16 protein-coding genes and 1 pseudogene are annotated in these 20,264 nt (G+C 71.1%); 11 read left to right on the top strand and 6 right to left on the bottom strand.

Going from position 1 to position 20,264, the window contains the following annotated elements:
- Positions 1–212 precede the first annotated feature (212 nt).
- The 3 genes and pseudogenes from ACZ7MX_RS30180 (at position 213) to ACZ7MX_RS30170 (ending at position 3,587) form a co-directional block, all read left to right on the top strand.
- Complete coding sequence (locus ACZ7MX_RS30180) at positions 213–1,334, top strand: ROK family glucokinase (protein ID WP_472136576.1); 1,122 nt, start codon at positions 213–215, stop codon at positions 1,332–1,334.
- Positions 1,331–1,903 carry a hypothetical protein gene (locus ACZ7MX_RS30175; protein WP_472136574.1) on the top strand — a complete coding sequence of 191 codons (573 nt, stop codon included), beginning with the start codon at positions 1,331–1,333 and terminating at the stop codon, positions 1,901–1,903. The genes ACZ7MX_RS30180 and ACZ7MX_RS30175 overlap by 4 nt, the downstream gene beginning before the upstream one ends.
- Positions 1,904–2,347: 444 nt before the next feature.
- Positions 2,348–3,587: pseudogene (locus ACZ7MX_RS30170) on the top strand (hypothetical protein).
- 314 nt (positions 3,588–3,901) lie between these two features.
- Here ACZ7MX_RS30170 and ACZ7MX_RS30165 read toward each other — a convergent pair.
- Both ACZ7MX_RS30165 and ACZ7MX_RS30160 read right to left on the bottom strand, forming a co-directional pair.
- Positions 3,902–4,297, bottom strand: coding sequence for an NUDIX hydrolase (locus ACZ7MX_RS30165; protein ID WP_472136572.1), 396 nt, complete (start codon positions 4,295–4,297; stop codon positions 3,902–3,904).
- Positions 4,294–6,333, bottom strand: a complete 2,040-nt coding sequence (locus ACZ7MX_RS30160; protein WP_472136571.1) for an ABC transporter ATP-binding protein — start codon at positions 6,331–6,333, stop codon at positions 4,294–4,296. Before ACZ7MX_RS30160 ends, ACZ7MX_RS30165 begins: the two co-directional genes overlap by 4 nt.
- A gap of 720 nt (positions 6,334–7,053) precedes the next feature.
- On the opposite strand from ACZ7MX_RS30160, the gene pcaDC reads away from it, so the two are divergent.
- The 3 genes from pcaDC (at position 7,054) to ACZ7MX_RS30145 (ending at position 10,325) form a co-directional block, all read left to right on the top strand.
- The gene (gene pcaDC, locus ACZ7MX_RS30155; protein WP_472136569.1) at positions 7,054–8,337 is read left to right on the top strand and encodes a bifunctional 3-oxoadipate enol-lactonase/4-carboxymuconolactone decarboxylase PcaDC; all 1,284 of its coding nucleotides are present in this window, start codon (positions 7,054–7,056) and stop codon (positions 8,335–8,337) included.
- A 345-nt stretch (positions 8,338–8,682) separates the two neighbouring features.
- The gene (locus tag ACZ7MX_RS30150; protein ID WP_472136567.1) at positions 8,683–9,324 is read left to right on the top strand and encodes an MBL fold metallo-hydrolase; all 642 of its coding nucleotides are present in this window, start codon (positions 8,683–8,685) and stop codon (positions 9,322–9,324) included.
- 206 nt (positions 9,325–9,530) lie between these two features.
- On the top strand, positions 9,531–10,325 hold the full coding sequence (locus tag ACZ7MX_RS30145) for an exodeoxyribonuclease III (protein WP_472136565.1): 795 nt from the start codon (positions 9,531–9,533) through the stop codon (positions 10,323–10,325).
- 122 nt (positions 10,326–10,447) lie between these two features.
- Here ACZ7MX_RS30145 and ACZ7MX_RS30140 read toward each other — a convergent pair whose 3' ends face one another.
- Positions 10,448–12,286 (bottom strand): SGNH/GDSL hydrolase family protein, encoded by a 1,839-nt coding sequence (locus ACZ7MX_RS30140; protein WP_472136563.1) that lies wholly within the window; start codon positions 12,284–12,286, stop codon positions 10,448–10,450.
- A gap of 146 nt (positions 12,287–12,432) precedes the next feature.
- Between ACZ7MX_RS30140 and ACZ7MX_RS30135 the strand changes: the two genes are divergently transcribed.
- The 5 genes from ACZ7MX_RS30135 to ACZ7MX_RS30115 all read left to right on the top strand — a co-directional run bounded on the left by ACZ7MX_RS30135 (position 12,433) and on the right by ACZ7MX_RS30115 (position 16,381).
- On the top strand, positions 12,433–12,873 hold the full coding sequence (locus tag ACZ7MX_RS30135) for a DUF6278 family protein (RefSeq protein WP_310726437.1): 441 nt from the start codon (positions 12,433–12,435) through the stop codon (positions 12,871–12,873).
- Between the two features lie 266 nt (positions 12,874–13,139).
- Positions 13,140–13,883, top strand: coding sequence for an amino acid ABC transporter ATP-binding protein (locus ACZ7MX_RS30130; RefSeq protein WP_472136675.1), 744 nt, complete (start codon positions 13,140–13,142; stop codon positions 13,881–13,883).
- 14 nt (positions 13,884–13,897) lie between these two features.
- The gene (locus ACZ7MX_RS30125) at positions 13,898–14,851 is read left to right on the top strand and encodes a glutamate ABC transporter substrate-binding protein (protein WP_472136562.1); all 954 of its coding nucleotides are present in this window, start codon (positions 13,898–13,900) and stop codon (positions 14,849–14,851) included.
- Positions 14,852–14,870: 19 nt separating this feature from the next.
- Positions 14,871–15,515, top strand: coding sequence for an amino acid ABC transporter permease (locus ACZ7MX_RS30120; RefSeq protein ID WP_351532973.1), 645 nt, complete (start codon positions 14,871–14,873; stop codon positions 15,513–15,515).
- Positions 15,512–16,381 carry an amino acid ABC transporter permease gene (locus tag ACZ7MX_RS30115; protein WP_472136560.1) on the top strand — a complete coding sequence of 290 codons (870 nt, stop codon included), beginning with the start codon at positions 15,512–15,514 and terminating at the stop codon, positions 16,379–16,381. Before ACZ7MX_RS30120 ends, ACZ7MX_RS30115 begins: the two co-directional genes overlap by 4 nt.
- 146 nt (positions 16,382–16,527) lie before the next feature.
- Here ACZ7MX_RS30115 and ACZ7MX_RS30110 read toward each other — a convergent pair whose 3' ends face one another.
- The 3 genes from ACZ7MX_RS30110 to ACZ7MX_RS30100 form a co-directional block, all read right to left on the bottom strand.
- Positions 16,528–17,004, bottom strand: coding sequence for a hypothetical protein (locus ACZ7MX_RS30110; protein WP_472136558.1), 477 nt, complete (start codon positions 17,002–17,004; stop codon positions 16,528–16,530).
- A gap of 63 nt (positions 17,005–17,067) precedes the next feature.
- Complete coding sequence (locus ACZ7MX_RS30105) at positions 17,068–17,523, bottom strand: pyridoxamine 5'-phosphate oxidase family protein (RefSeq protein ID WP_472136557.1); 456 nt, start codon at positions 17,521–17,523, stop codon at positions 17,068–17,070.
- Positions 17,524–17,942: 419 nt separating this feature from the next.
- Positions 17,943–19,547 carry a CocE/NonD family hydrolase gene (locus tag ACZ7MX_RS30100; RefSeq protein ID WP_472136555.1) on the bottom strand — a complete coding sequence of 535 codons (1,605 nt, stop codon included), beginning with the start codon at positions 19,545–19,547 and terminating at the stop codon, positions 17,943–17,945.
- Positions 19,548–20,264: the final 717 nt, after the last annotated feature.

The raw sequence follows: 20,264 nt of genomic DNA, 5'->3' as shown, positions 1-20,264 counted from the left end.
CCGGCCGCCCGGCCGCGCGGGGCGCGGCACTGCCGGTCGCGGTGCGCCGGACGCCGCCGGTGATGCACAATCGCACCGGACCCGCACGCCGAGGCCCCGGCCTCCCGAGACCCCCTAGGGACGAGACGACTCTTGCGAGCACGCAGCCACCGCACGGGGGAACCACCCACACCCGTCAGGCACCGGGGGAGCAACGGCGAAGGGGTGGGCCGATGAGCATGTACCGGGACCGGGTGCACCGGGGATCGGCCAGGGCCACCGTGCTGCGCACGGTCGGCACCCGTGAGCGGCGCTCCCACCTGACCGCCCCGCGCGTGCCCACGGTGGGCATCGACATCGGCGGCACCAAGGTCATGGCGGGCGTGGTCGACGCGGACGGCAGCATCCTGGAGAAGGTCCGCACCGAGACCCCGGACAAGTCCAAGAGCCCCAAGGTCGTCGAGGACACCATCACCGAGCTGGTGCTCGACCTCTCCGACCGGCACGACGTGCACGCGGTCGGCATCGGAGCGGCCGGCTGGGTCGACGCGGACCGCTCCAAGGTCCTCTTCGCCCCGCACCTGAACTGGCGCAACGAGCCGCTGCGGGACCGCCTCGCGGGCCGCCTCGCGGTCCCCGTCATGGTCGACAACGACGCCAACACCGCTGCCTGGGCGGAATGGCGGTTCGGCGCCGGCCGCGGCGAGGACCACCTCGTCATGATCACGCTCGGCACCGGTATCGGCGGCGCGATCCTGGAGGACGGCGCCGTCAAGCGCGGCAAATACGGGGTCGCGGGCGAATTCGGCCATATGCAGGTCGTGCCCGGCGGCCACCGCTGCCCGTGCGGCAACCGCGGCTGCTGGGAGCAGTACAGCTCCGGCAACGCCCTGGTCCGCGAGGCCCGCGAGCTGGCCGCGGCCGACTCCCCGGTCGCGTACAACATCATCGAGCGGGTCGGCGGCCGCATCGGCGACATCACCGGGCCGCTGATCACCGAGCTCGCCCGTGAGGGCGACGCGATGTGCGTCGAGCTCCTCCAGGACATCGGCCAGTGGCTCGGCGTCGGCATCGCCAACCTCGCCGCCGCCCTCGACCCGTCCTGCTTCGTCATCGGCGGCGGCGTCAGCGCCGCCGACGACCTGCTGATCGCCCCGGCCCGGGACGCCTTCCGGCGCCACCTCACCGGCCGCGGCTACCGTCCCGAAGCCACCATCGCCAAGGCCCAGCTGGGCCCCGAGGCGGGCATGGTGGGCGCCGCGGACCTCGCCCGCCTGGTCGCCCGCCGCTTCCGCCGTGCCAACCGCCGCCGGGTCGAGCGCTACGAACGCTATGAACGGGCCGGCCGCCGATGACCGAAACCGAAACCCCCACCATGCGCGACGACCACCACACCGCCCTGCCGCCCCGGGCCAAGCGCCGCCGCCCCCTGCTGACGGCGCTGATCGTCTTCCTGCTGATCGCGATCCCGGCCGGCTACATCGTCATCTCCGCCGAGCAGAGCCGCGACAGCGGCGAGGGCAAGGAGGCCGAGGCCGCCGCCACCGGACTGACCAACGCCTTCCCCTCCAAGGTCCAGCAGCGGATCTACAACGTCCCGGTACCGATCGGCTCGACCCCGGTCTACTACTACGAGACCAACTCCTGGGAAACCAGCTCGCTGTTCGTCCAGTTCCGGACCAACGAGTGGGGCCTGGAGCACTACCTCGCGGCCGTCGGCACCAGCACCGCCGCCCTCAAGAAGGACCACAAGACCATCCCGCCGGAGCAGGCGGCGAAGGTCGGCTGGGACTTCAGCGTCGACTGGCCCTGGGCGGGCACCACGACCACCAGCCGCGGACCGCATCCGTCGCAGCGCATCATGGTCAGCTACGACGAGCCGGGACACCCCGTGGTGTACACGGTGTCGACGGTCCGTTTCTGACCGCCGCAGACCCGGCGGGGGTGTGCGTGTGACGGCCGGCCGAGGCCGAGGCCGAAGAGCAGGCCGGGCGGTTGCACCTGCCCCGGCTTCCTGATCGGCCTGAGGGCGGGGCCGTTCGAGGACGCGGGCAGGAGCTGGTGAAGTCATCGGCGGGCTGCGGTCAGGGGGAGTGCGGCTACTGCCGCGAGCAGGTGCCTGACGCGTTTCCCAGGGTGGTCCCCCATGTGCGGTGGCGTACGGGTTCACCGGGGATCGAATCGGCCCGGCAATGGCCTGCGCCAGGGGCGGAATAAGCCCCTCCATGAGTATTCGTGGCCATTTCCGACCTCACGCCGCCACCTCTGTGGCCGCTACATTCACCCCCGACCGGACACATACCCGACCAGGGGGAAATAGGCGACGATGCGCCCCATAGGACCCGTCAGCCGCGTTGGCAGATCACTCATGGCGGTGACCGCTACGGCGGCCGCCTGGGCGGTCACCGCCATGGGCCTTGCCGCCTCACCGGCTGCTGCCACACCCACCAATACGACGGCGCCCCGGCCCGGCGACACCTGTACGGCGGCCGACCTCGGCACACGCCACCCGTACATCAAGACCACCGAAGTGTCCCCGACGATCACCCACTTCAAGGGCTGGTACGTCACCGAGGGCACAACCGGCAACCAGACCGTCAGCACCAGCACCCAGACGACCATCTCGGTCTCCGTCGGCCTCAACGGCAACGTCGAGGGGAGTTTCGCCGTCGAGACCCTCGGCAAGGTCGGCGCAAGCCTGGGCCTGAACGTCAAGGTCGACTACTCCTCCACCAGCACCGAGTCGAATGCGGTCACGTGGAACTTCAACCAGCCCGGCTACTACGGCGCCTACAAGGGCACCAAGAAGGTCACCGGTACGTACGGAAGCCTCAACTGCAACCGCGTCCAACAGGGCGACGGCAGTTGGGCGTTGAAGTGGATCGAGGGGCCCGACGGCGGTAGCTTCACCACCTTCACCACCCTTGAGGAAGGCGCGGTGCGCTGCCAGGACAAGGTGCCCGCAGGCAGCATCATGGCCAAGGCACAAGACCTCCTCGACTGCGGCTCGGCCGCCGCGAAGGCCGAGCACCCGGCGGGTGCGGTGGCGCCGACGGCGGAGCAGAAGCGGGACCGCCTCGTGCAGCACCCGGCTCCCACCAGCGGCACGATTGCCGAACAGCCCAAGGCCACCGGGCGCAGCGCGCGGGCCGCGCTCGACTGCCAGGCCGGCGCCTACAAGATCGCCGTACCCGGCAAGCCCCTGTCCTGGGGCGCGCCGCTCCTGGCGGCCGACGGTGTCCGCCTGCGGCCCTCGACGATCTTCAGCGCCCACCTGGACAACTGGCGCCTGTGCAACGTGACGGAGCACAACGGGGTCCTCGAAGCGTCCCTGTGGAACTGGGGCAACGGCGGGTGCGCGACCCTCGCCGGGCAGAACGCGGCCGCCGAACGGGCGGTCCTGACGACGGCCCCCTGCGCGGAGGACGACCTCCAGCGGTTCTACATCTACCGCGACGTACCCGGCAGCTCGAAGATCGGTGTGCAGAACAAGTACACCGGCTCCATGATGGGCCACGACCGGTACGCGGACGGGGAGTTCATACGCCAGTACTCCAGCGGCAGGCAGGCAGGACGGTACGGGTACGTACACCCTGATCGGAGTCTGACGGCCCACACCCCGTGAGCGGCCCCGCACGTGAACCCCCGACCTCCCGGTTTCGTGCGGGGCCCTCCGCGTCCCTGCTCCGAGCCCGGCCTTGGGGACCAAAGCCGGGCTCGGAGCAGCCGACACCTCGTTGCCGCCCACGCACTTGCCTGATGAACGGCCAGGAAGTGCCACATGGAGCCGGCGTAGGCGGAGTCGGGGTGACGCAAACCGAGGAGGATCTTGCCGTCGGCGTCTTGCAGGTAGAGGTGGGCGCCGATGCCGTTGAGGACGGTTTTCGCGCCTCTGGACGAGGCTGGAGGGGGGCTGGGCCGGTCAGCGGCTGGTGCTGTTGCCGGTGGCCGTCTCAGCGGCAGCTCCTGGGCCGGCGAGTCGGAGCAGTTCGACGTGGCGGCGGATCAGGTCGCGGGTCGAGGCGGCCATCCGGAGGCGTGGCATGACCTCTGGCCGGAACCAGTGCAGCATGACGCCCTCGGTCAGGTGCAACGTCGCGGGGTCGCCGGTCCAGTGGCCGGTGCTCCTCCAGGACCGGTCCCCCGGTTCGCGGCCGCCGCCGAGCAGGGACCACGCTCCTGGCTCCCAGATGCCGGGGATGTCGTCCCGTAGGTGCAGCAGGTATGCGCCGGCTCCGTTGTAGATCAGCACTGATGCGTTCGCCGGCGGACACGGGTTGGGCAGGGCCGAGTCGGTCGGCGTGGTCTGTTCGGTCACGGACGCACCGTCCTGGGGTCGGAGTCGGAGGCCGCGGGGGCGGCCTGGTAGCCGGATGCCTGGAGGGTGAACATCTGGGCGTAGTCGCCGCGGAGGTCCATGAGCTGCTGGTGCGAGCCGGATTCGGTGATCCGGCCACCGTCGAAGACGTAGATCCGGTCGCATTCGACGACGCTCGCCAGCCGGTGCGAGATCAGCACCGTGATCTGATCGGCCCGCGCCTTGTTCCGCAACACCGCCTGATAGACGGCGTGTTCGGCCTTGGGATCCATGCTCGCGGTGGGTTCGTCGAGCAGGAGCACGGGAGCGTTCTTGTACAGCCCTCGGGCCACGGCGATCTTGGCCCATTGGCCGGCCGACAGCTCTTGGCCACCCCGGAACCGTTTCGACAGCACCGCCTGCCAGGTGCCCGGCAGACCTGCGATGACCTGCTCGGCTCCGGAGGCCCGCGCCGCGTCCAACGCCCGCTGGGGGTCGGTGTGGGTGAGCGTCCCGCGGGAGACCGTGAGGTTCGCCAGTGCGCTGAACGGAAAGTGCACCGGGTCCTGGAGCACGGTGGCGACCCGGGCTTGCAGCGACTCGGAGTCCATGTCCCGCACATCCACCCCGTCCCAGCGCACCGTGCCTTCGCCCGCCTCGTACAGCCCGGCGATCAGCCGTGAACAGGTGCTCTTCCCGGAGCCGTTGACGCCCACGAAGGCGACCGTCTCCCCGGCGCGCAGCGTCATCGAGACCCCGCTCAGTGCGGGCGTCTCCTTGCCGGGGTAGGTGAAGCCGACGTCCTCGAGCGTGAGGGCGGCGACGGTGGCCGGTGCGGTCAGCGCACGCCGACGGGGTTGCAGCCCGCGGCAGCGTTCCTGGAACCTCAGGAGGTCATCGACCCACATGGCGTGCTCGTAGACCAGGTGCGCCACGTCCACGAAGCGGGTGAGCGCGGCCTGTCCGGTCTGGATCGCCAGGACCGCGCCGGCACCGGCGGCGAGCGGAAGCCAGCCGGCGATCAGCATGGCTCCCAGCGCGACATACGTGACGCCGGTCCCGATCCCGCCCACGGCCCGGCCGGCCAGCGTCAGTACGGCGGAACTCACGCCGAGATGGGTGTCCTCCTCGGCGATCCGGGCGGTCAGCCGGCGGTGCTCGTCCAGGATGGCGTCCTGGGCGGTGTCGGAGCGCAGTTCGGCGGCGGCGTCCCGCTCCAGCAGCAGCCAGGAGAAGACCCGCACCCGGCGCTGGAGGGCGTTCCACCGCTTGAAGCTGTGGAATCGCGCCCTCGCCGTGCGCACCGCCGCGGCCCCGACGGGCAGAACGGACAGCAGGAGCAGAGGGAGCAGGGCGGGGTGCAGTGCGGTGAGCACGCTGGCCGTGCCGATCAGTCCGAGCAGCGTGGAGGCCAGGGCGACGACCTGGCCGACGATCTGCCGGGCATAGAACAGGCCGCGGTCGGAAGCGCGGTAGGCGTCGTCGTGCCAGTCGGCATCGTCGACGACCTCCAGCCGGACATGTGCGGTCAGCCGCAGGAAGTCACACTCCAGCGCGGTGCGGATCTTCGGCGTCACCCGCGCCTGCGCGACGGCGACCCCGGCCTCCAGAAGCGCCCGTGCGGACAGGAAGCCCACCACGAGCAGAAGCTGCGGCACCGCGCCGCGGACCTTGTCCGGCGTCGGCCCGTGGCCGAACAACTCCCGCAGCACCCCCACCGACGCCACCAGCCCGCAGGCCGCCATGGCCGCGGAGACCAGCTGGAGCACCACGACGGCCAGCGTGGCCGATCGGTCCGCCTGCCACGCCAGCCGGCCGATCTGTCCCACGATGCGCGGCAGCCGCACCAGGACCTCGCCGACCGTCGACCTGGCCGCGGCGCCGTCGTAGACCGACCAGTACGCCTCCTCCAGCTCATCGGCGACATCACCGTCCCCCGGTTTCGCGGGCTCAGTTGCCGGCGGAAGGCTCAGTGGTTCCTGCCGGGGCCCGGGCAGGCTCGCGCGCTGCTGCGGTGCCGGCGCCGCGGCTTCTTTATCCGCTTTGTCCGCGCTCATGCCCACCACCTCGTATCCGGACGGGATGAGCGCGGCGCACGTCGAGAAGAGGCGTCAGCTACCTGCCTGGGCTGAGCTGCGCCCCGGGCTGTGGTCTGCCGTCGTTCGAACCGAACAGGGCGATATGTGAGGGCGAGCGCAGGATTCATGGCTTCTCCAGAAGACGGGGATGGGTACAGGTGCTCTAAAGAACGGCCCGTTCCGCTCCCCGTAACGGGTGATGAAGGGGCAGATCGTGAACAAACGTTCTCTTGAGCGGCCGTGGGCAGACGGGGCCTTGAATCCGGAGTGAGGGCGGAACTCGAACGGCATGTTTCCTCCCTGCGTGGGATTGCCTCGCTGCGACCGGCGCGGGCTGGAGGCGGGGTTTCGGGCATGCCTGGGTGGGCAGTGGCGCCGGCGTGCCGCTGCCCTGGGGGCGGGGTGCTTCAGGAGGCGGGGGTGTGCAGGTCCCGGTTCCAGGTCTTGATCGCGTGGGGAGGCAGGGGCGGGGCGACGGGGTGTGAGAAACCGTGAGAGGGGAGAGCGCGCAGGGCGTGAGTGAGATGGGAGAGCGCGCAAGGCGTGCGCGAGATGTCGTCGCACATCGTCCACGATGAGGCTCTGACCTGCACAGATCCCGCTTCGGGCGCGGTGGGCGGCCACGCTCCGGCGGTCCTCGGACCGGCTCGTCCTGACCCGGGTGTCAGGATCGCGTCACGGAGTGGGTAGCGTGGTCGGGTGAGTGAGAAGACCCTGCAGCACCGGATCGATGGTCCAGACGACGCACCCGTACTCGTCCTCGGTGCCGCGCTGGGTACCACATGGCACATGTGGGACCGGCAGATCCCCGAGCTGACCCGCCAGTGGCGGGTCATCCGTTTCGACCTGCCCGGACACGGCGGTTCCCCCGCCCACGCGGCGCCCTCCGTCGCCGAGCTGGCCGACCGGCTGATCGCCACGCTCGACGCCCTCGGCGTGGACCGCTTCGGCTACGCCGGCTGCAACATCGGCGGCGCCATCGGCACCCAGCTGGCGCTCACCCGCCCGCATCGCGTCACCTCCCTGGCACTGGTGTCCTCCTCGCCGCGCTACGGGACCGCCGACGCCTGGCGGCAGCGCGGCGTCGTCATCCGCACCAACGGACTCGACCCGATCGCCCGCACCGCCCCCGAGCACTGGTTCACGCCGGGCTTCGCCGGCGCCCAGCCCGCCATCGTCGAATGGGCCGTGCAGATGGTGCGGACCACCGACCCCGGCTGCTACATCGCCGCCTGTGAGGCGCTGGCCTCCTTCGACGTGCGCTCCTCGCTCGGCCGCGTCGGCGTGCCCACGCTCGTCGTCGTCGGCTCCGAGGACCAGGTCACCCCGACCACCGACGCCCGCACCCTGGTCGCCGGCATACCCGACGCGAGCCTGGCCCTGGTCCCCGGCACCTCCCACCTGGCGCCCGTCGAGCAGCCCGCGGCCGTCACCGAGCTGCTCATCCGGCACTTCACCAACGCCTGGCACGACAAGCCCGGCCCCGGTGGCCAAGCGGCCATCGGCGCCGCCGCCCCCAAGCCGCAGATCGCACCCCCGCCGCCCCCGCAGGCGCCCCCCGCCGCCATAGAGTCCGGCCTCGCCCAGCCCGAGCAGGACCGCGGCGGCACGTACGAGGCGGGCCTCAAGGTCCGCCGGGAGGTGCTCGGCGACGCCCACGTCGACCGCGCCCAGGCCGCCGCCGACGACTTCACCGGCGACTTCCAGGACTTCATCACCCGCTACGCCTGGGGCGAGACCTGGACCCGCCCGGGCCTGGACCGCCGCACCCGCAGCATCATCACGCTCACCGCACTGACCGCCCGCGGCCACAAGGAAGAGCTGGCCCTGCACACCCGGGCAGCCCTCCGCAACGGCCTCACCCCGTCGGAGATCAAGGAAGTCCTCCTCCACACGGCCATCTACTGCGGCGTCCCGGCCGCCAACTCCGCCTTCGCAGTCGCCCAGCAGGTCATCCGCGAGGAAACGACACCGGAGGGCTGAGGAGGGAGGGGAGCGGAGCGGGGGCCGCCGGCCCTCGGCGTCTCCTTGTGTCGGCTGCACTGCCTGAGCGCCCTCTTTCCCCGCCGCCCACCCGCTCCTTGGTTTTACCGGCCGCCCATCTGCTCCTTGGTTTTGTCCGTCGCCCACCCGCTCTTGCTTTTTCCCCGCCGCTCACCTGCTTCTTGGCTTTCCCCGCCGCGCACCCGTTCCTTGGTTTTTCCCCGCCGCCCACCCCCCTTCGGGGGGTGGGCGGGTCAGGTGACGCGGGGACGCGCGTGTCAGAGACGCGAGCCGGGCGATCACACCGGCGCCCAGCCCGCTCCCCGGCGCGGCAAGATGGCAGGCATGGAACTCACCAAGAAGACCCATGCCTGTGTCCGGCTGGAGAAGGACGGGCAGACGCTCGTGATCGACCCGGGTGTCTTCAGCGAGGAGGACGCGGCCGTCGGCGCGGACGCGATCCTGGTCACCCACGAGCACATGGACCACTTCCACGAGGACCGGCTGCGGGCGGGGATGGAGGCCAACCCCGGTGCCGAGATCTGGACCCTCGCCAGCGTCGCCGAGCAGCTCTCGGCCGCTTTTCCCGGCCGCGTCCACACCGTCGGCGAGGGCGACACCTTCACCGCGGCCGGTTTCGAGGTCGAGGTGCACGGCCAGCTGCACGCCGTGATCCACCCCGACATCCCGCGCGTCACCAATGTCGGCTACCTCCTCGACGGCGGCGCGGTGTTCCACCCCGGCGACGCGCTCACGGTCCCCGAGGGGCGTACGGTCGACACCCTGCTGCTGCCCGTCCACGCGCCCTGGAACAAGGTCGCCGAAGTGATCGACTACGTCCGCGAGGTCGCGCCCCGGCGGGCCATCGACATCCACGACAGCCTGCTCCAGGACCACGCCCGCCCGATCTACGACTCCATGATCGACAAGCTCGGCGGTACGGACCACGGCCGGCTCACTCCTGGCAGCCACACCGCAGTGCGCTGAACCACGGTGGGCTGAGCGAAGTGGGCTGACCGCAGTGCGCTGAACCGCGGCGGGCTGAACCCCGGGCTGAACCCCGGGCGGCCGATGGCCCCCGGCCCGGCCCCCAGGCCCGCTTCCCACCCACCAGGCCCCGCCGAGTGGGCCGGGACCGGGCCCGGACCAGGACCGGGCCCGGGTTGTCAGTGGCGGGCGGTAGGTTTGCAGACATGCGCATCGCGACCTGGAACGTCAATTCGATCACCGCCCGCCTGCCGCGGCTGCTGGCCTGGCTGGAGAGCTCCGGCACGGACGTGCTGTGCCTCCAGGAGACCAAGTGCACCGCCGAGCAGTTCCCGTACGAGCAGCTCCGCGAGCTCGGCTATGAGGCCGCGGTCAACGCCAACGGCAGGTGGAACGGCGTGGCCGTGCTGTCCAAGGTCGGGCTGGAGGACGTCGTCGTCGGCCTCCCCGGCGGGCCGCAGTACGACGGCGTGGAGGAGCCCCGCGCCATCGCGGCGACCTGCGGCGCGGCCCGGGTCTGGTCGGTCTACGTGCCCAACGGCCGCGAGGTCGACCATGCGCACTACACCTACAAGCTCGGCTGGTTCGAGGCCCTGAAGACCGCGGTCGCCGAGGACGCGGCGGGCGACCGCCCGTTCGCGGTCCTCGGGGACTACAACGTCGCCCCCACGGACGAGGACGTCTGGGACCCCGCCGTCTTCGTCGGCTCCACCCACGTCACTCCCGCCGAGCGCGCCGCCCTCCAGGCCCTCCGCGAGGCGGGCCTGTCGGACGTCGTCCCGCGCCCCCTCAAGTACGACCGCCCGTACACCTACTGGGACTACCGCCAGCTCGCGTTCCCCAAGAACCGCGGTATGCGCATCGACCTCGTCTACGGCAACGCCCCCTTCGCCAAAGCCGTCTCCGACGCCTACGTCGACCGCGAGGAGCGCAAGGGCAAGGGCGCCTCGGACCACGCCCCGGTCGTGGTGGACCTGGACGTCCAGCCCGTCGGGGCGTAACGGGCTTCCCGTTCGAGGCTCCTCAGGGCACGAGGCGGATCCCCTCAGACCACGAGGCAGATCCCTTCAGGGCACGAGGCGGATCCCTTCAGGGCGTGGGCGTCCTGCCGGACATCAGCGTCCTACCGGAACATCAGCGCCCTCCCGGGCATGAGCGTCCTCCCCGGCACGAGCGTCCTCAGCTCGATCGACTCGCCCAGCGCGCGCAGCCCCGCGTCGCCCGGGTGGAGGTGGTCGCCGCTGTCGTAGGCGGGGCGCATGCGGGCGGGAGCGGCCGGGTCGCGGAGTACGGCGTCGAAGTCCAGGGTCGCGTCGAAGGCGCCCTGCCCGGCGCCGTCGCGCAGGAAGGCGTTGACGGCCTGCCGGCGGGCTTCCGCGGCCGGGGTGCAGTCGGGGTAGCCCCCGCACGGCGTGAGGGTTGCCGCGACCGCCCGCAGCCCCCGCTCGTGCGCCCGCCGGGCCAGCGCCCGCAGACCGGCGATGACGTCCTCGGCCGGGGTGCCCCAGCGCACGTCGTTGATGCCCTCGAAGACCACCACGGTCCGCGCCCCCGCCTGGGCCAACACGTCCCGTTCCAGGCGGTGCTGGGCGCTGACCCCGCCGGTGTCCGTGCTCACCCCGTCGCCCTGATAGCGGTCGGTGACGATGCGGTTCGCCGAGATGCCGTGGTTGAGCACGCCGTAGCGGGGCAGCGCGTGCTGGGCCCGGAAGCGGCGGGCGAGGACGTCCGGCCAGCGGCGGTTGGTGCCGCTCGTCGACTTCACCCCGTCGGTGATCGAATCGCCCAGCGCGACGATCGAGCCGGGGCCGCCGTCGATCTCCAGACCGGTCAGGAACGGCCAGAAGGCCATGGTCTGCGGGTAGGCGCCACCGGCCGTGTCCCGGGTGCGGTCGCCGCCGCCGTCGGCGCTCACGTACGAGAGCTGGGCCGCCTCCTGGTGCACCGGCGCCGCGGTCACCGTCCCGGGCAGATGCAGGCTCACCAGCAGATCGGTGTCCGCGGGGACGGTGAAGGCGGCGGGATCGCTGAACAGTTCCGCGCCGGCCGGTATCCGGGCCCCGGCCCGCCCCCGGAAGGTCAGCGCCACGGGCCGGCCGTCGGCCGCCGCCCCCGTACCGCGCACCGCGATGCTCGCCGCCCCGATGGCGACCGGTGCCGCCGCGAAGGTGTTGGCGATCCGGATCCGCGCCCGTGGCCCGCCCGCGCCGCTGTGGACGACCAGCCGCACCGTACGGTCCCGCCAGGGGCCGACGGCGCGGTAGCCGGCCGTGCTCGCCGCCCAACTCCCGGTGCGGCCGCGCCCGGTGTCCCGCACCGACAGCGCGAAGACGTGCAGGGCGGCCGCGGCCGGGGGCGCGGGTGGCAGCACCACCGACGCCACCTCCCGCCCCGGCCGCAGCGGTACGGTCACCGCGTAGAGGCGCGCCGGACCGGCCGACTGCCCGTCCGGGGCGTTGACGTGCGGCAGCGCCACCGCCTTGGTGCTCAGCGGGCCGGCGCGCCAATCGGGAGCGGTGAGTTCGTAAGCGCTGTGCGAGCCGTCCCGGTAACGGACGGTTCCGCGGCCGGCCGCCTGGCCACCCGTACCTGCCACGAGGAAGGTCAGCGCATCACCCCGGCCGCGCACCGCGACCGCCTGGCCGTCGGCCCGTACGTTGTCCGGCGTCCCGGCCGCGCCGCGCGGCCGGCGGAGTCGTGCGCCGTCGAGGGTCAGCACGCTCCCCGGCGACCAGCCGGCCGCCGCCAGGTCCTGCGCGGACAGCGAGCGGCCCGCACCGTCGAAATCGGCCGCAGCGGGGCGGGAGTTGTCGCTCACCGCCGTGTTGTCGAAGAGCCGGGGCAGCGGGCGGGGTGCCGGCGGCGCCGTGGTTGCCGCGGCCGTCGGCGCGAGCGCGGTGCCCGGCAGCGCGGTCATCAGGAGCAGCAGTGTCAGGGCGGTACCCCATCGGCGTAGGCGCATCGGTCCGTGTCCCCCTCCGGTCGCCGTTCCGCTCCGGGCGGACTGAAGGTAGGGAGCCGACGGGGGCGCGTCAAGGTGGCGTACGGCGCCGGGGCACGCCGCGCGCCTGTGGCCCCGACCACAGGTGGGGTGGGACCCTGCACACCATGAACATGTCTTTCCTGGACAAGTGGCGCAAGCGACCGCCGACCCGCCGGTCCGTGCCGCTCGCGGAGTCGGTGCGCGCCGACCCGGAGAGCGTCATCGAGCTGCTGTCCGAGTGCGAGCTGCTGCGGTCCCACGCCGCCACCGCGGGGGTCGAACTCGACGATTCGGTACGGTCGTTGGAGCGGCTGGACCAGCTCCAGCCGGTCTGGCGGGACGATCCCGAGGTGGCGCCCTGGCTCGGCAACGACGCGGGCCTGTACCTGGGCACCGTAGTGGTGCGTACCGTCCGCGGCGCGGTCTGGCACGTCTGGCCGGACGGGCAACCGGTGGTCCGGCTGGCGTCCGGGCGCGAGATCGACGTCGTGGCGGCCGGCCACCAGTGGGCCGACGACGGCGCGCCGGAACTCTCCCAGGTGTACGCCGAGGCCGCGGAGAGCTGAGCCGTAGAGCGAGGCCGCGGAGAGCTGACCCGTAGGCCGAGGCCGCCGGGAGCCGACCCGTAAGCCCGCGATCGCCGCACCCGGCCCCTCCGTACCGCTCCGGTGCCCGCCACCGAGGGCACCACCCGGCCCCGCACCTCATCAGACCGACTTACCCGATTTATCCTCGCGAATCCGCCTGGACGTGCGTGTCAGGGCGTACCGCCTCAATCTCCCCGGTAGTTTGCGGGCTCTCCGCTGTACGGATGAGAGTGGGCAGGTCGGACATGGCCGGTGAGGCGCTGATTGAACTGCGCGGGGTCAACAAGCACTACGGAAAACTGCACGTCCTCCAGGACATCGACCTCACCGTCGACCGTGGGGAGGTGGTCGTGGTCATCGGGCCCTCCGGGGGCGGGAAGTCCACCCTGTGCCGGGCCATCAACCGCCTGGAAACCATCGAATCGGGCACAATCGAACTCGACGGCAGACCACTGCCCGAAGAGGGCCGGGCACTCGCCCAACTGCGCGCCGAGGTCGGCATGGTCTTCCAGTCGTTCAACCTCTTCGCCCACAAGACCGTGCTCGACAACATCATGCTGGCCCCCGTCAAGGTCCGGAAGAAGCGCAAGGACGAGGCCGCGCGGCGCGCCCGTGAGCTCCTGGACCGGGTCGGGCTCGTCTCCCAGGCCGACAAATATCCCGCGCAGCTCTCCGGCGGCCAACAACAGCGCGTCGCCATCGCCCGCGCGCTCGCCATGGACCCCAAGGCGCTGCTCTTCGACGAGCCGACCTCCGCACTCGACCCGGAGATGATCAACGAGGTGCTGGAGGTCATGCGCCAGCTCGCCCGGGAGGGCATGACCATGGTCGTGGTCACCCACGAGATGGGCTTCGCCCGGTCCGCCGCCAACCGCGTGGTGTTCATGGCCGACGGCCGGATCGTCGAGGACCGCACCCCCGAGGAATTCTTCACCGCCCCGCGCAGCGAGCGGGCGAAGGACTTCCTCTCCAAGATCCTCAAGCACTGAACGGGGGTGCCGCCATGCCGTACCGACAGTCTGCCCACCGACGCTCCACGCGCCTGCCCCGCACCCGCACGGTCCTCGTGCTCGCCGTAGTGGGCGTCCTCGCACTGGTCCTCGCGGGCTGCGGCCGGGCCGGCAGCCCACCGGTCAAGGGCCCCGAGGGCAGCGAACTGCCCCAGTACCCGGTCGCCAGGAACTTCCGACTGCCGTCCTCCCCGACCTGGGTGGCGGCCAAGCGCCGCGGCCACCTCATCATCGGCGTCAAGGAGGACCAGCCCTACCTCGGCGAGAAGGACCCCGCCACCGGCGTCTACACGGGCTTCGACATCGAGATCGCCAAGATGATGTCCGCCGCCCTCGGCTTCCCGCCGCGCACCATCCAGTTCCGGACCATCGCCTCCGCCAACCGCGAGACCGCCCTGCAGAACGGCCAGATCGACCTCTACGTCGGCACCTACACGATCAACGACAAGCGGAAGAAGCTGGTCGGCTTCGCCGGCCCGTACTACATGGCCGGCCAGTCCCTGCTGGTCCGCACCGACGAACACGACATCCACGGACCGCAGGACCTGGCCGGCAAACGCGTCTGCTCGGCGGCCGGCTCGACCCCGTACCAGCGCATCCAGTCCGAGTACCCCAAGGCCGTCCTCGTCGCCTACGACACCTACTCGGTGTGCGTGGACAACCTGCTCACCTATCAGGTCGACGCGGTCACCACCGACGACGCGATCCTGCTCGGCTACGCCGCCAAGGTCCCCCGCGAGCTCAAGGTGGTCGGCAAACCCTTCTCCGAGGAGCCGTACGGCATCGGCGTCCCGCGCGCCGACAACGCGCTGCGCTTCGCCCTGAACGACGCGCTCGCCGCGAACGAGAAGAACGGCAACTGGAAGAAGGCCTACGACGCGACCCTCGGCCTGTCCGGGGTGCCTGCCCCCGAGCCGCCCCCGATCGACCGCTACCCGGCGACCTGAGCCGCCAAGGAACCGACCGATGAACGTTCTCCTCGACAACCTCTCCCTCTACGCGGAGGGGCTGCTCGGCACCGTCGAACTCACCGTCTACGCCTCCCTGCTGGCGCTCGCCCTCGGCTTCCTCATGGCGGCCTTCCGGGTCGCCCCGGTCCGCTCGCTGCGGGCCTTCGGCACCGCGTGGGTGACGGTGCTCCGCAACACGCCGCTGACCCTGCTGTTCTTCGCGGTGGTGCTGGGCCTGCCGCGGTTCGGCCTGGTCCTGCCCTTCAAGCTCTTCGCCATCCTGGCGCTCGGCTGCTACACCTCCGCCTTCATCTGCGAGGCGGTCCGCTCCGGCATCAACACCGTGCCGACCGGACAGGGCGAGGCGGCCCGCAGCCTCGGCATGACCTTCCCGCAGACCCTCGGCATCGTCGTCCTGCCGCAGGCGTTCCGCTCCGTCATCCCGCCCATCGGGTCCACACTGATCGCGCTCGCCAAGAACTCCGCGATCGCCGGCGCCTTCAGCGTCGTCGAACTCCTCGGCGTCTACAAACCGCTCAACGAGCTCGGCTACAGCATCATCTGGACCTTCGTCTGGATCGCCGTCGGCTACCTGATCGTGACCCTTTCCATCAGCGCGATCTTCAACGTGCTGGAGAAGCACTACGGAGTCGCCCGATGACCGCCAACGCCCTCTACGACGTCCCCGGCCCCCGGACCAGGACCCGCCACCGGGCCTACGGACTCGCCGGGACGGTCGTGATCCTCGCCCTGATCGGCTGGATCCTCTATCTGCTCTTCGTCACCGGCCAGTTCACCACCGCGAAATGGAGCCCCTTCACCTACGTCGGCATCCAGGAACTCCTGCTGAACGGACTGGCCAACACCCTGCGGGCCTTCGGGTTCGCCGCGGTGCTGTCACTGGCCTTCGGCGCGGTGCTCGCCACCGGGCGGCTCTCCGTCCACCGGCCGGTCCGCTGGCTGTGCACGCTGGTGGTGGAGTTCTTCCGCGCGATGCCCCTGCTCGTCATGATCTTCTTCATCTACGTGGCGCTCCAGGTGGCGCCGCTGCCCGCCCTGGTCGCCGGCCTGACGCTCTACAACGGCTCGGTCCTCGCCGAGGTCTTCCGCAGCGGCATCAACGCCGTCGAGCGCGGCCAGGGCGAGGCCGCCTACGCGCTCGGCATGCACAAGACACAGGTCATGACGTACGTGCTGGTGCCCCAGGCGGTCCGGGCGATGCTGCCGGCGATCATCAGCCAGCTGGTCGTCGCGCTCAAGGACACCTCGCTGGGATTCCTCATCACCTACGAGGAGTTCCTGCACGCCGGCAAGCTCATCGCCTCCAACCTCGACTACGACCTGCCGTTCATCCCCGTCGTCATGATCATCGCGCCGATCTACATCGGCATGTGCATGCTGCTCTCCTGGTTCGCCAACTGGGTCTCCCGGCGCCAAATGCGCAACCCCAAGGTCGAGTCCGCCGAGGTGGCCGCCGCGGAACCGGGGAACCTCATGCCGGGCGACCACCAGCGGCCGGCGCTTTGAGGCGGGGGCCGGGCGGAGGAGGCGCGGGGAGGCAGGGAAGGGGAAGGGAAGGGAGGAGGAGGGAAGGGAGGGGGCGCGGGCTTTCCCAGGCCCTTCCGGGGCGTTTGAGGATCCGTACGGGCCCTCCGTGGCCGCTGGGGCCGCCGTCAGCGGATGTGGCGCGCGAGCCAGGGGCTGAGCGCCCCGCCCAGGACCAGCTCCTTGTACGTCTCATCACCGGGCAGCGGGACGACCAGCCACTGTCCCGGCGGGAAGAACCGCGTCTTGACGTGGGCCAGACCGCCGTACACGGACCGCAGGAACGCCGGCACCGCATCCCGCGGCACATCCGCGAACTCCACCCCGTCCACGGTGATCTTCGCATCGTCCTCGGGGAACAACTGGACGCTGACCGCCGGATCCCCGCCCAGCTCCACGAACGCCTCGTGCGGCAGCGAGCCGTCCGGGTCCAGCACGGTGAACGCCCCGGCGGAGGTGCGCCGGGAGGTGACGTCCGCACCGATGTCGTCCGTGACGGTCACTTCGAGCCGGTACTCCTCGGCGACCTCCCGTACGGCCGCGACGGCTGACTCGGTCGTGGGCAGATGCGGCCGCTGCTGCGGGGTCGACGCGGAATATCCCATACCTGCGATCATGCCACCGGCCGCTCCCGGGCCGTGACGCATGGCCCGCGCGGCCGCCCGGGGCTACACCCGCCACACCCCGTCCCGCATCAGCTCCCGCCCCGCGAGCTCGTTCACCTCGCGCCAGACCAGGATCCGGCGCGGGCGGAAGACGAGGAACACCCAGGCCTCCCGGCCGCGCGGATCCCAGCCGAGCTTCTCGGCGAATGCCTTGCCCGTGTCGTCGGGCAGTGCGTCGGAGGCGACGGTCTCGGCCGTGCTCTCGATGAGGACCACGTCCCGGGTGGGGCCCAGCGCCACCCAGGAGGCACCGTTGGCCCGGAGGTTGCGGGCCGTCGGGTTGTTCTTCTTCGTGGCCATCACCAGCCGCTCGTCGTGCCAGACGAACGACAACGGCACGAGGTAGGGCGTGCCGTCGGCGGACGCCGAGGAGACCCAGGCGTCCTCGTCCGTCCTCAGTCGTGCGAGCGCATCGCGCTTCCGCTGCCCGGCGTCGCGGGCCGGTGGGGTGGTGGCCATGCGGTGAGGCTAGCGGCCACCACCCCGGGCCGCCTCGGGCCCGCGCTGTACGCCCCCGGTCCTACGACCGGTCCGCGGGCCGCCGGGAGGAGGGAGAACAAACCACGAAGGAGAACCAGGGGTTGAGAACCAGGGGTTGAGGTGGGTCAACCCGTGGTGCGATGACCTGGGCCGGGGTTCGTGGAACCGTTGATGACACGAACAGTCCGTCAGACGACGTCCCTTCGGGAGGCCCCGCCATGTCCACCCTCACCCTCCTCACCCACCCCGGCGTAGCCCGTTCCCCCAATCCGCACACCCGCGCTCCCGGCGCCCTCGTTCCCCGCACCCTCGCTCGTCACTCCCTCGGCGCACGCCGCCCTACCTGCCCCGGCTCTCACCCACGTGTCGACGAACCGGGGCCGGCACCGCCGCGGCGCCTAGTCGCGCACCGGGACGGAGACGTACGAGGGATCGTCCGCGGGAGAGGAGAACGTCAGCCGGGCGCCGGACGGATTGTGCTCGATGTACAGCGGATCGACGGTGTCCACGACCACCGCCAGCTTGTGCCCGGCCGGGACGTCGTAGGCGGTGGAGAACAACTCCAGGTCCACGCCGAAGGGCTGCCCGGGCGTCTTGCCGTGGAAGGTGTACGGCGCGTGGGTCACCAACTTGCCGATGCCGAGCGGGCCGACGTCGTAGAGGTACGCGATCGCGGTACCGCTCTCCGCGGTGCTGGTGAGGGTGGTGTGCAGCCGGGTGGTGCCGCGGACCCGCTGCCCGGTCTCGTAGCGCTCGGACTGCCAGACGGCGGCCAGCGAGCGCGGCAGCAGCGGGATCGAGGCCATCGGCGGCAGCCGGAAGAACTGATCCAGCATGCTGGAGAGGAAGATCATCCCGCCGTCGGCGCCGGAGTCCCAGTTGGTGTTGATCTGCGGGCTGCCGTCCAGGGCGATCTTCCGGTGCGCGGACGGCACGTCCTTCCAGCTCTTGTAGCCCTCGTAGGCCCCGCTGGAACGGGACTTGAGCAGCACCGGAGATTCCTTGTCGATCCCGTTGTCGGCGCCCTTGAGGTAGTGGTCGAACCACCGCTGGGTGTCGGTCCAGGTGTCGTTGGGCAGCCCGAACAACCCGAGGGCCTCGGCGGTCGCATGGTCGCCGGGCCGGAACTCCAGCCGCTTCGGTCCCTTGAGCTTGTCGAAGAAGTCGGCGTACTGGTTGGGCGGGAAAAGCGAATCGCCCCATGCGTTGCCCAGCATGATCGCCGCGCCATTGGCGTTGATCCGGTCGAGATAGGTGGCGGGGGAGCGCTTCTTCCCCCAGGCGATCAGGTCCTTCTCCTTGGAGAGGTTGGAGGCCAGGAAGTCCTTGAGCACGGTGCGCAGTTCGGCGCTCGGCCGCCCGGTCAGCTCACCAGTGCCGCCGAGCATCGCCGCCGCCTGCAGATGCTGGGTCCGTCCGCTGTAGATCGAATCGATCAAGTTGGCCCAGCCGCTGAGCGCCGCCACCACCTTGATCCGCTTGTCGAACGCAGCTGCCAGCAGACTGATCCCGGCCCCGTAGGAGACCCCACCCATACCGACCCTCTGCGGATCGGCGGGGGTATTCGCCAGCGCCCAGTCGATGACCTTCGAGGCATCGGCGATGTCCTCCGGTCCGGCGGTCTCGATCTGCCCGCCGGACTGCCAGAAGCCGCGCGAGTTGTATCCGACGACCACATATCCCGCGTCGGCCAGCTTCTTGGCCTGTGCCATGTACTCGATCTGCGGCATCGCCCAGCTGGTGGGCAGCACGATGACCGGGTACCGCCGCGTCCCGTCCGCACCGGCGGGCATGAAGACGTTGGCCTTGAGGGTGATCCCGCCCTCGCCCTTGATGTCGACGAACCGCACGGAGGCGGAACCGGCGGACGCCGTGGCCGCGGGGGTGGCGTCCCGGGTCGCCGCCTGGGCGGTGGCCGGTGCGCCGGTGAGCACGGTCGTGGCCAGCACTGCCGCCGAAACGGTGCCGATAGCGGCGCGCAGGGTCGTACGGGAGGGGGTCATCATCTGCTCCAGATCTCGATGCGAGCCGGCCGCACGCTGTCTGGGGACAGGAGGGGGCATACGCCCGACCCGAGGTGACTGGAGAGTAAAGTCCGACCCTTACCGAAGGTAACCCATCGGTAGGTTACGGGTGGGTAACAGCCTTGGGTCGGGGGCGAGTCGGGGCTGAGTGGGGGTGGGTCTGGGCGAGGTGCTCCCGACTTCGGCGGAGGGCGGGCGAGTTGGGGTGAGGCGGAGGGGGAGGCTGGTTGGGTCGAGTGTGGCCTGGCGTTGCCTGTCTGGTCTGGCGTGGCCTGCGCCCTGGCCCGGCCCGGCGCAGCCCGGGGTGAGCCTGTCTGGCCCGTCGCTGAGTCCGTCTGTCCGGGCTGGCTGTGGCGGCGGGGGTGAGTTCATCCACGTGGAGGTACGTCGGGGCCGACTCCGACTCCCGGCCGCCTCGGGGTGCGTGGGGCGGCGCCGGATTCGAGTTGGGGGCAAGGTGGGGCGGGTCGAATTCGGGCGGTGTGGAGCCGTGTCCGGTCGTGTTCGGCTGGGGCAGGCCGCATCGAGCCGCATCGAGCCGCATCGAGCCGAGTCCAGCCGCGTCGAGGCGAGTTGGGGTGGGGCGAGGAGAGCCGGGGTCTGTCAGGCGTCGCCTGGCCTCGGTGGGCAAAGTTGAGCTGGCTGGGACTAGTTGGCCGGTGCGAGTTGGTGCGAGTGGCGCGAGTTGGGGGTGGG

Source organism: Streptomyces sp. NPDC107765 (assembly GCF_055657085.1).
Note: the sequence above shows the minus strand (reverse complement) of the source record. Positions and strands in the feature narration are given on the sequence as shown.

Excerpts from the sequence above, each read along its gene's own strand:
- ACZ7MX_RS30175 (WP_472136574.1), top strand. The coding sequence starts at position 1,331 with ATGACCGAAACCGAAACCCCCACCATGCGCGACGACCACCACACCGCC.
- ACZ7MX_RS30140 (WP_472136563.1), bottom strand. The coding sequence starts at position 12,286 with ATGCGCCTACGCCGATGGGGTACCGCCCTGACACTGCTGCTCCTGATG.
- ACZ7MX_RS30130 (WP_472136675.1), top strand. The coding sequence starts at position 13,140 with ATGGCCGGTGAGGCGCTGATTGAACTGCGCGGGGTCAACAAGCACTAC.
- ACZ7MX_RS30135 (WP_310726437.1), top strand. The coding sequence starts at position 12,433 with ATGAACATGTCTTTCCTGGACAAGTGGCGCAAGCGACCGCCGACCCGC.
- ACZ7MX_RS30160 (WP_472136571.1), bottom strand. The coding sequence starts at position 6,333 with ATGAGCGCGGACAAAGCGGATAAAGAAGCCGCGGCGCCGGCACCGCAG.
- ACZ7MX_RS30145 (WP_472136565.1), top strand. The coding sequence starts at position 9,531 with ATGCGCATCGCGACCTGGAACGTCAATTCGATCACCGCCCGCCTGCCG.
- ACZ7MX_RS30120 (WP_351532973.1), top strand. The coding sequence starts at position 14,871 with ATGAACGTTCTCCTCGACAACCTCTCCCTCTACGCGGAGGGGCTGCTC.
- ACZ7MX_RS30110 (WP_472136558.1), bottom strand. The coding sequence starts at position 17,004 with ATGGGATATTCCGCGTCGACCCCGCAGCAGCGGCCGCATCTGCCCACG.
- ACZ7MX_RS30125 (WP_472136562.1), top strand. The coding sequence starts at position 13,898 with ATGCCGTACCGACAGTCTGCCCACCGACGCTCCACGCGCCTGCCCCGC.
- ACZ7MX_RS30105 (WP_472136557.1), bottom strand. The coding sequence starts at position 17,523 with ATGGCCACCACCCCACCGGCCCGCGACGCCGGGCAGCGGAAGCGCGAT.
- ACZ7MX_RS30115 (WP_472136560.1), top strand. The coding sequence starts at position 15,512 with ATGACCGCCAACGCCCTCTACGACGTCCCCGGCCCCCGGACCAGGACC.
- ACZ7MX_RS30180 (WP_472136576.1), top strand. The coding sequence starts at position 213 with ATGAGCATGTACCGGGACCGGGTGCACCGGGGATCGGCCAGGGCCACC.
- ACZ7MX_RS30100 (WP_472136555.1), bottom strand. The coding sequence starts at position 19,547 with ATGACCCCCTCCCGTACGACCCTGCGCGCCGCTATCGGCACCGTTTCG.
- ACZ7MX_RS30150 (WP_472136567.1), top strand. The coding sequence starts at position 8,683 with ATGGAACTCACCAAGAAGACCCATGCCTGTGTCCGGCTGGAGAAGGAC.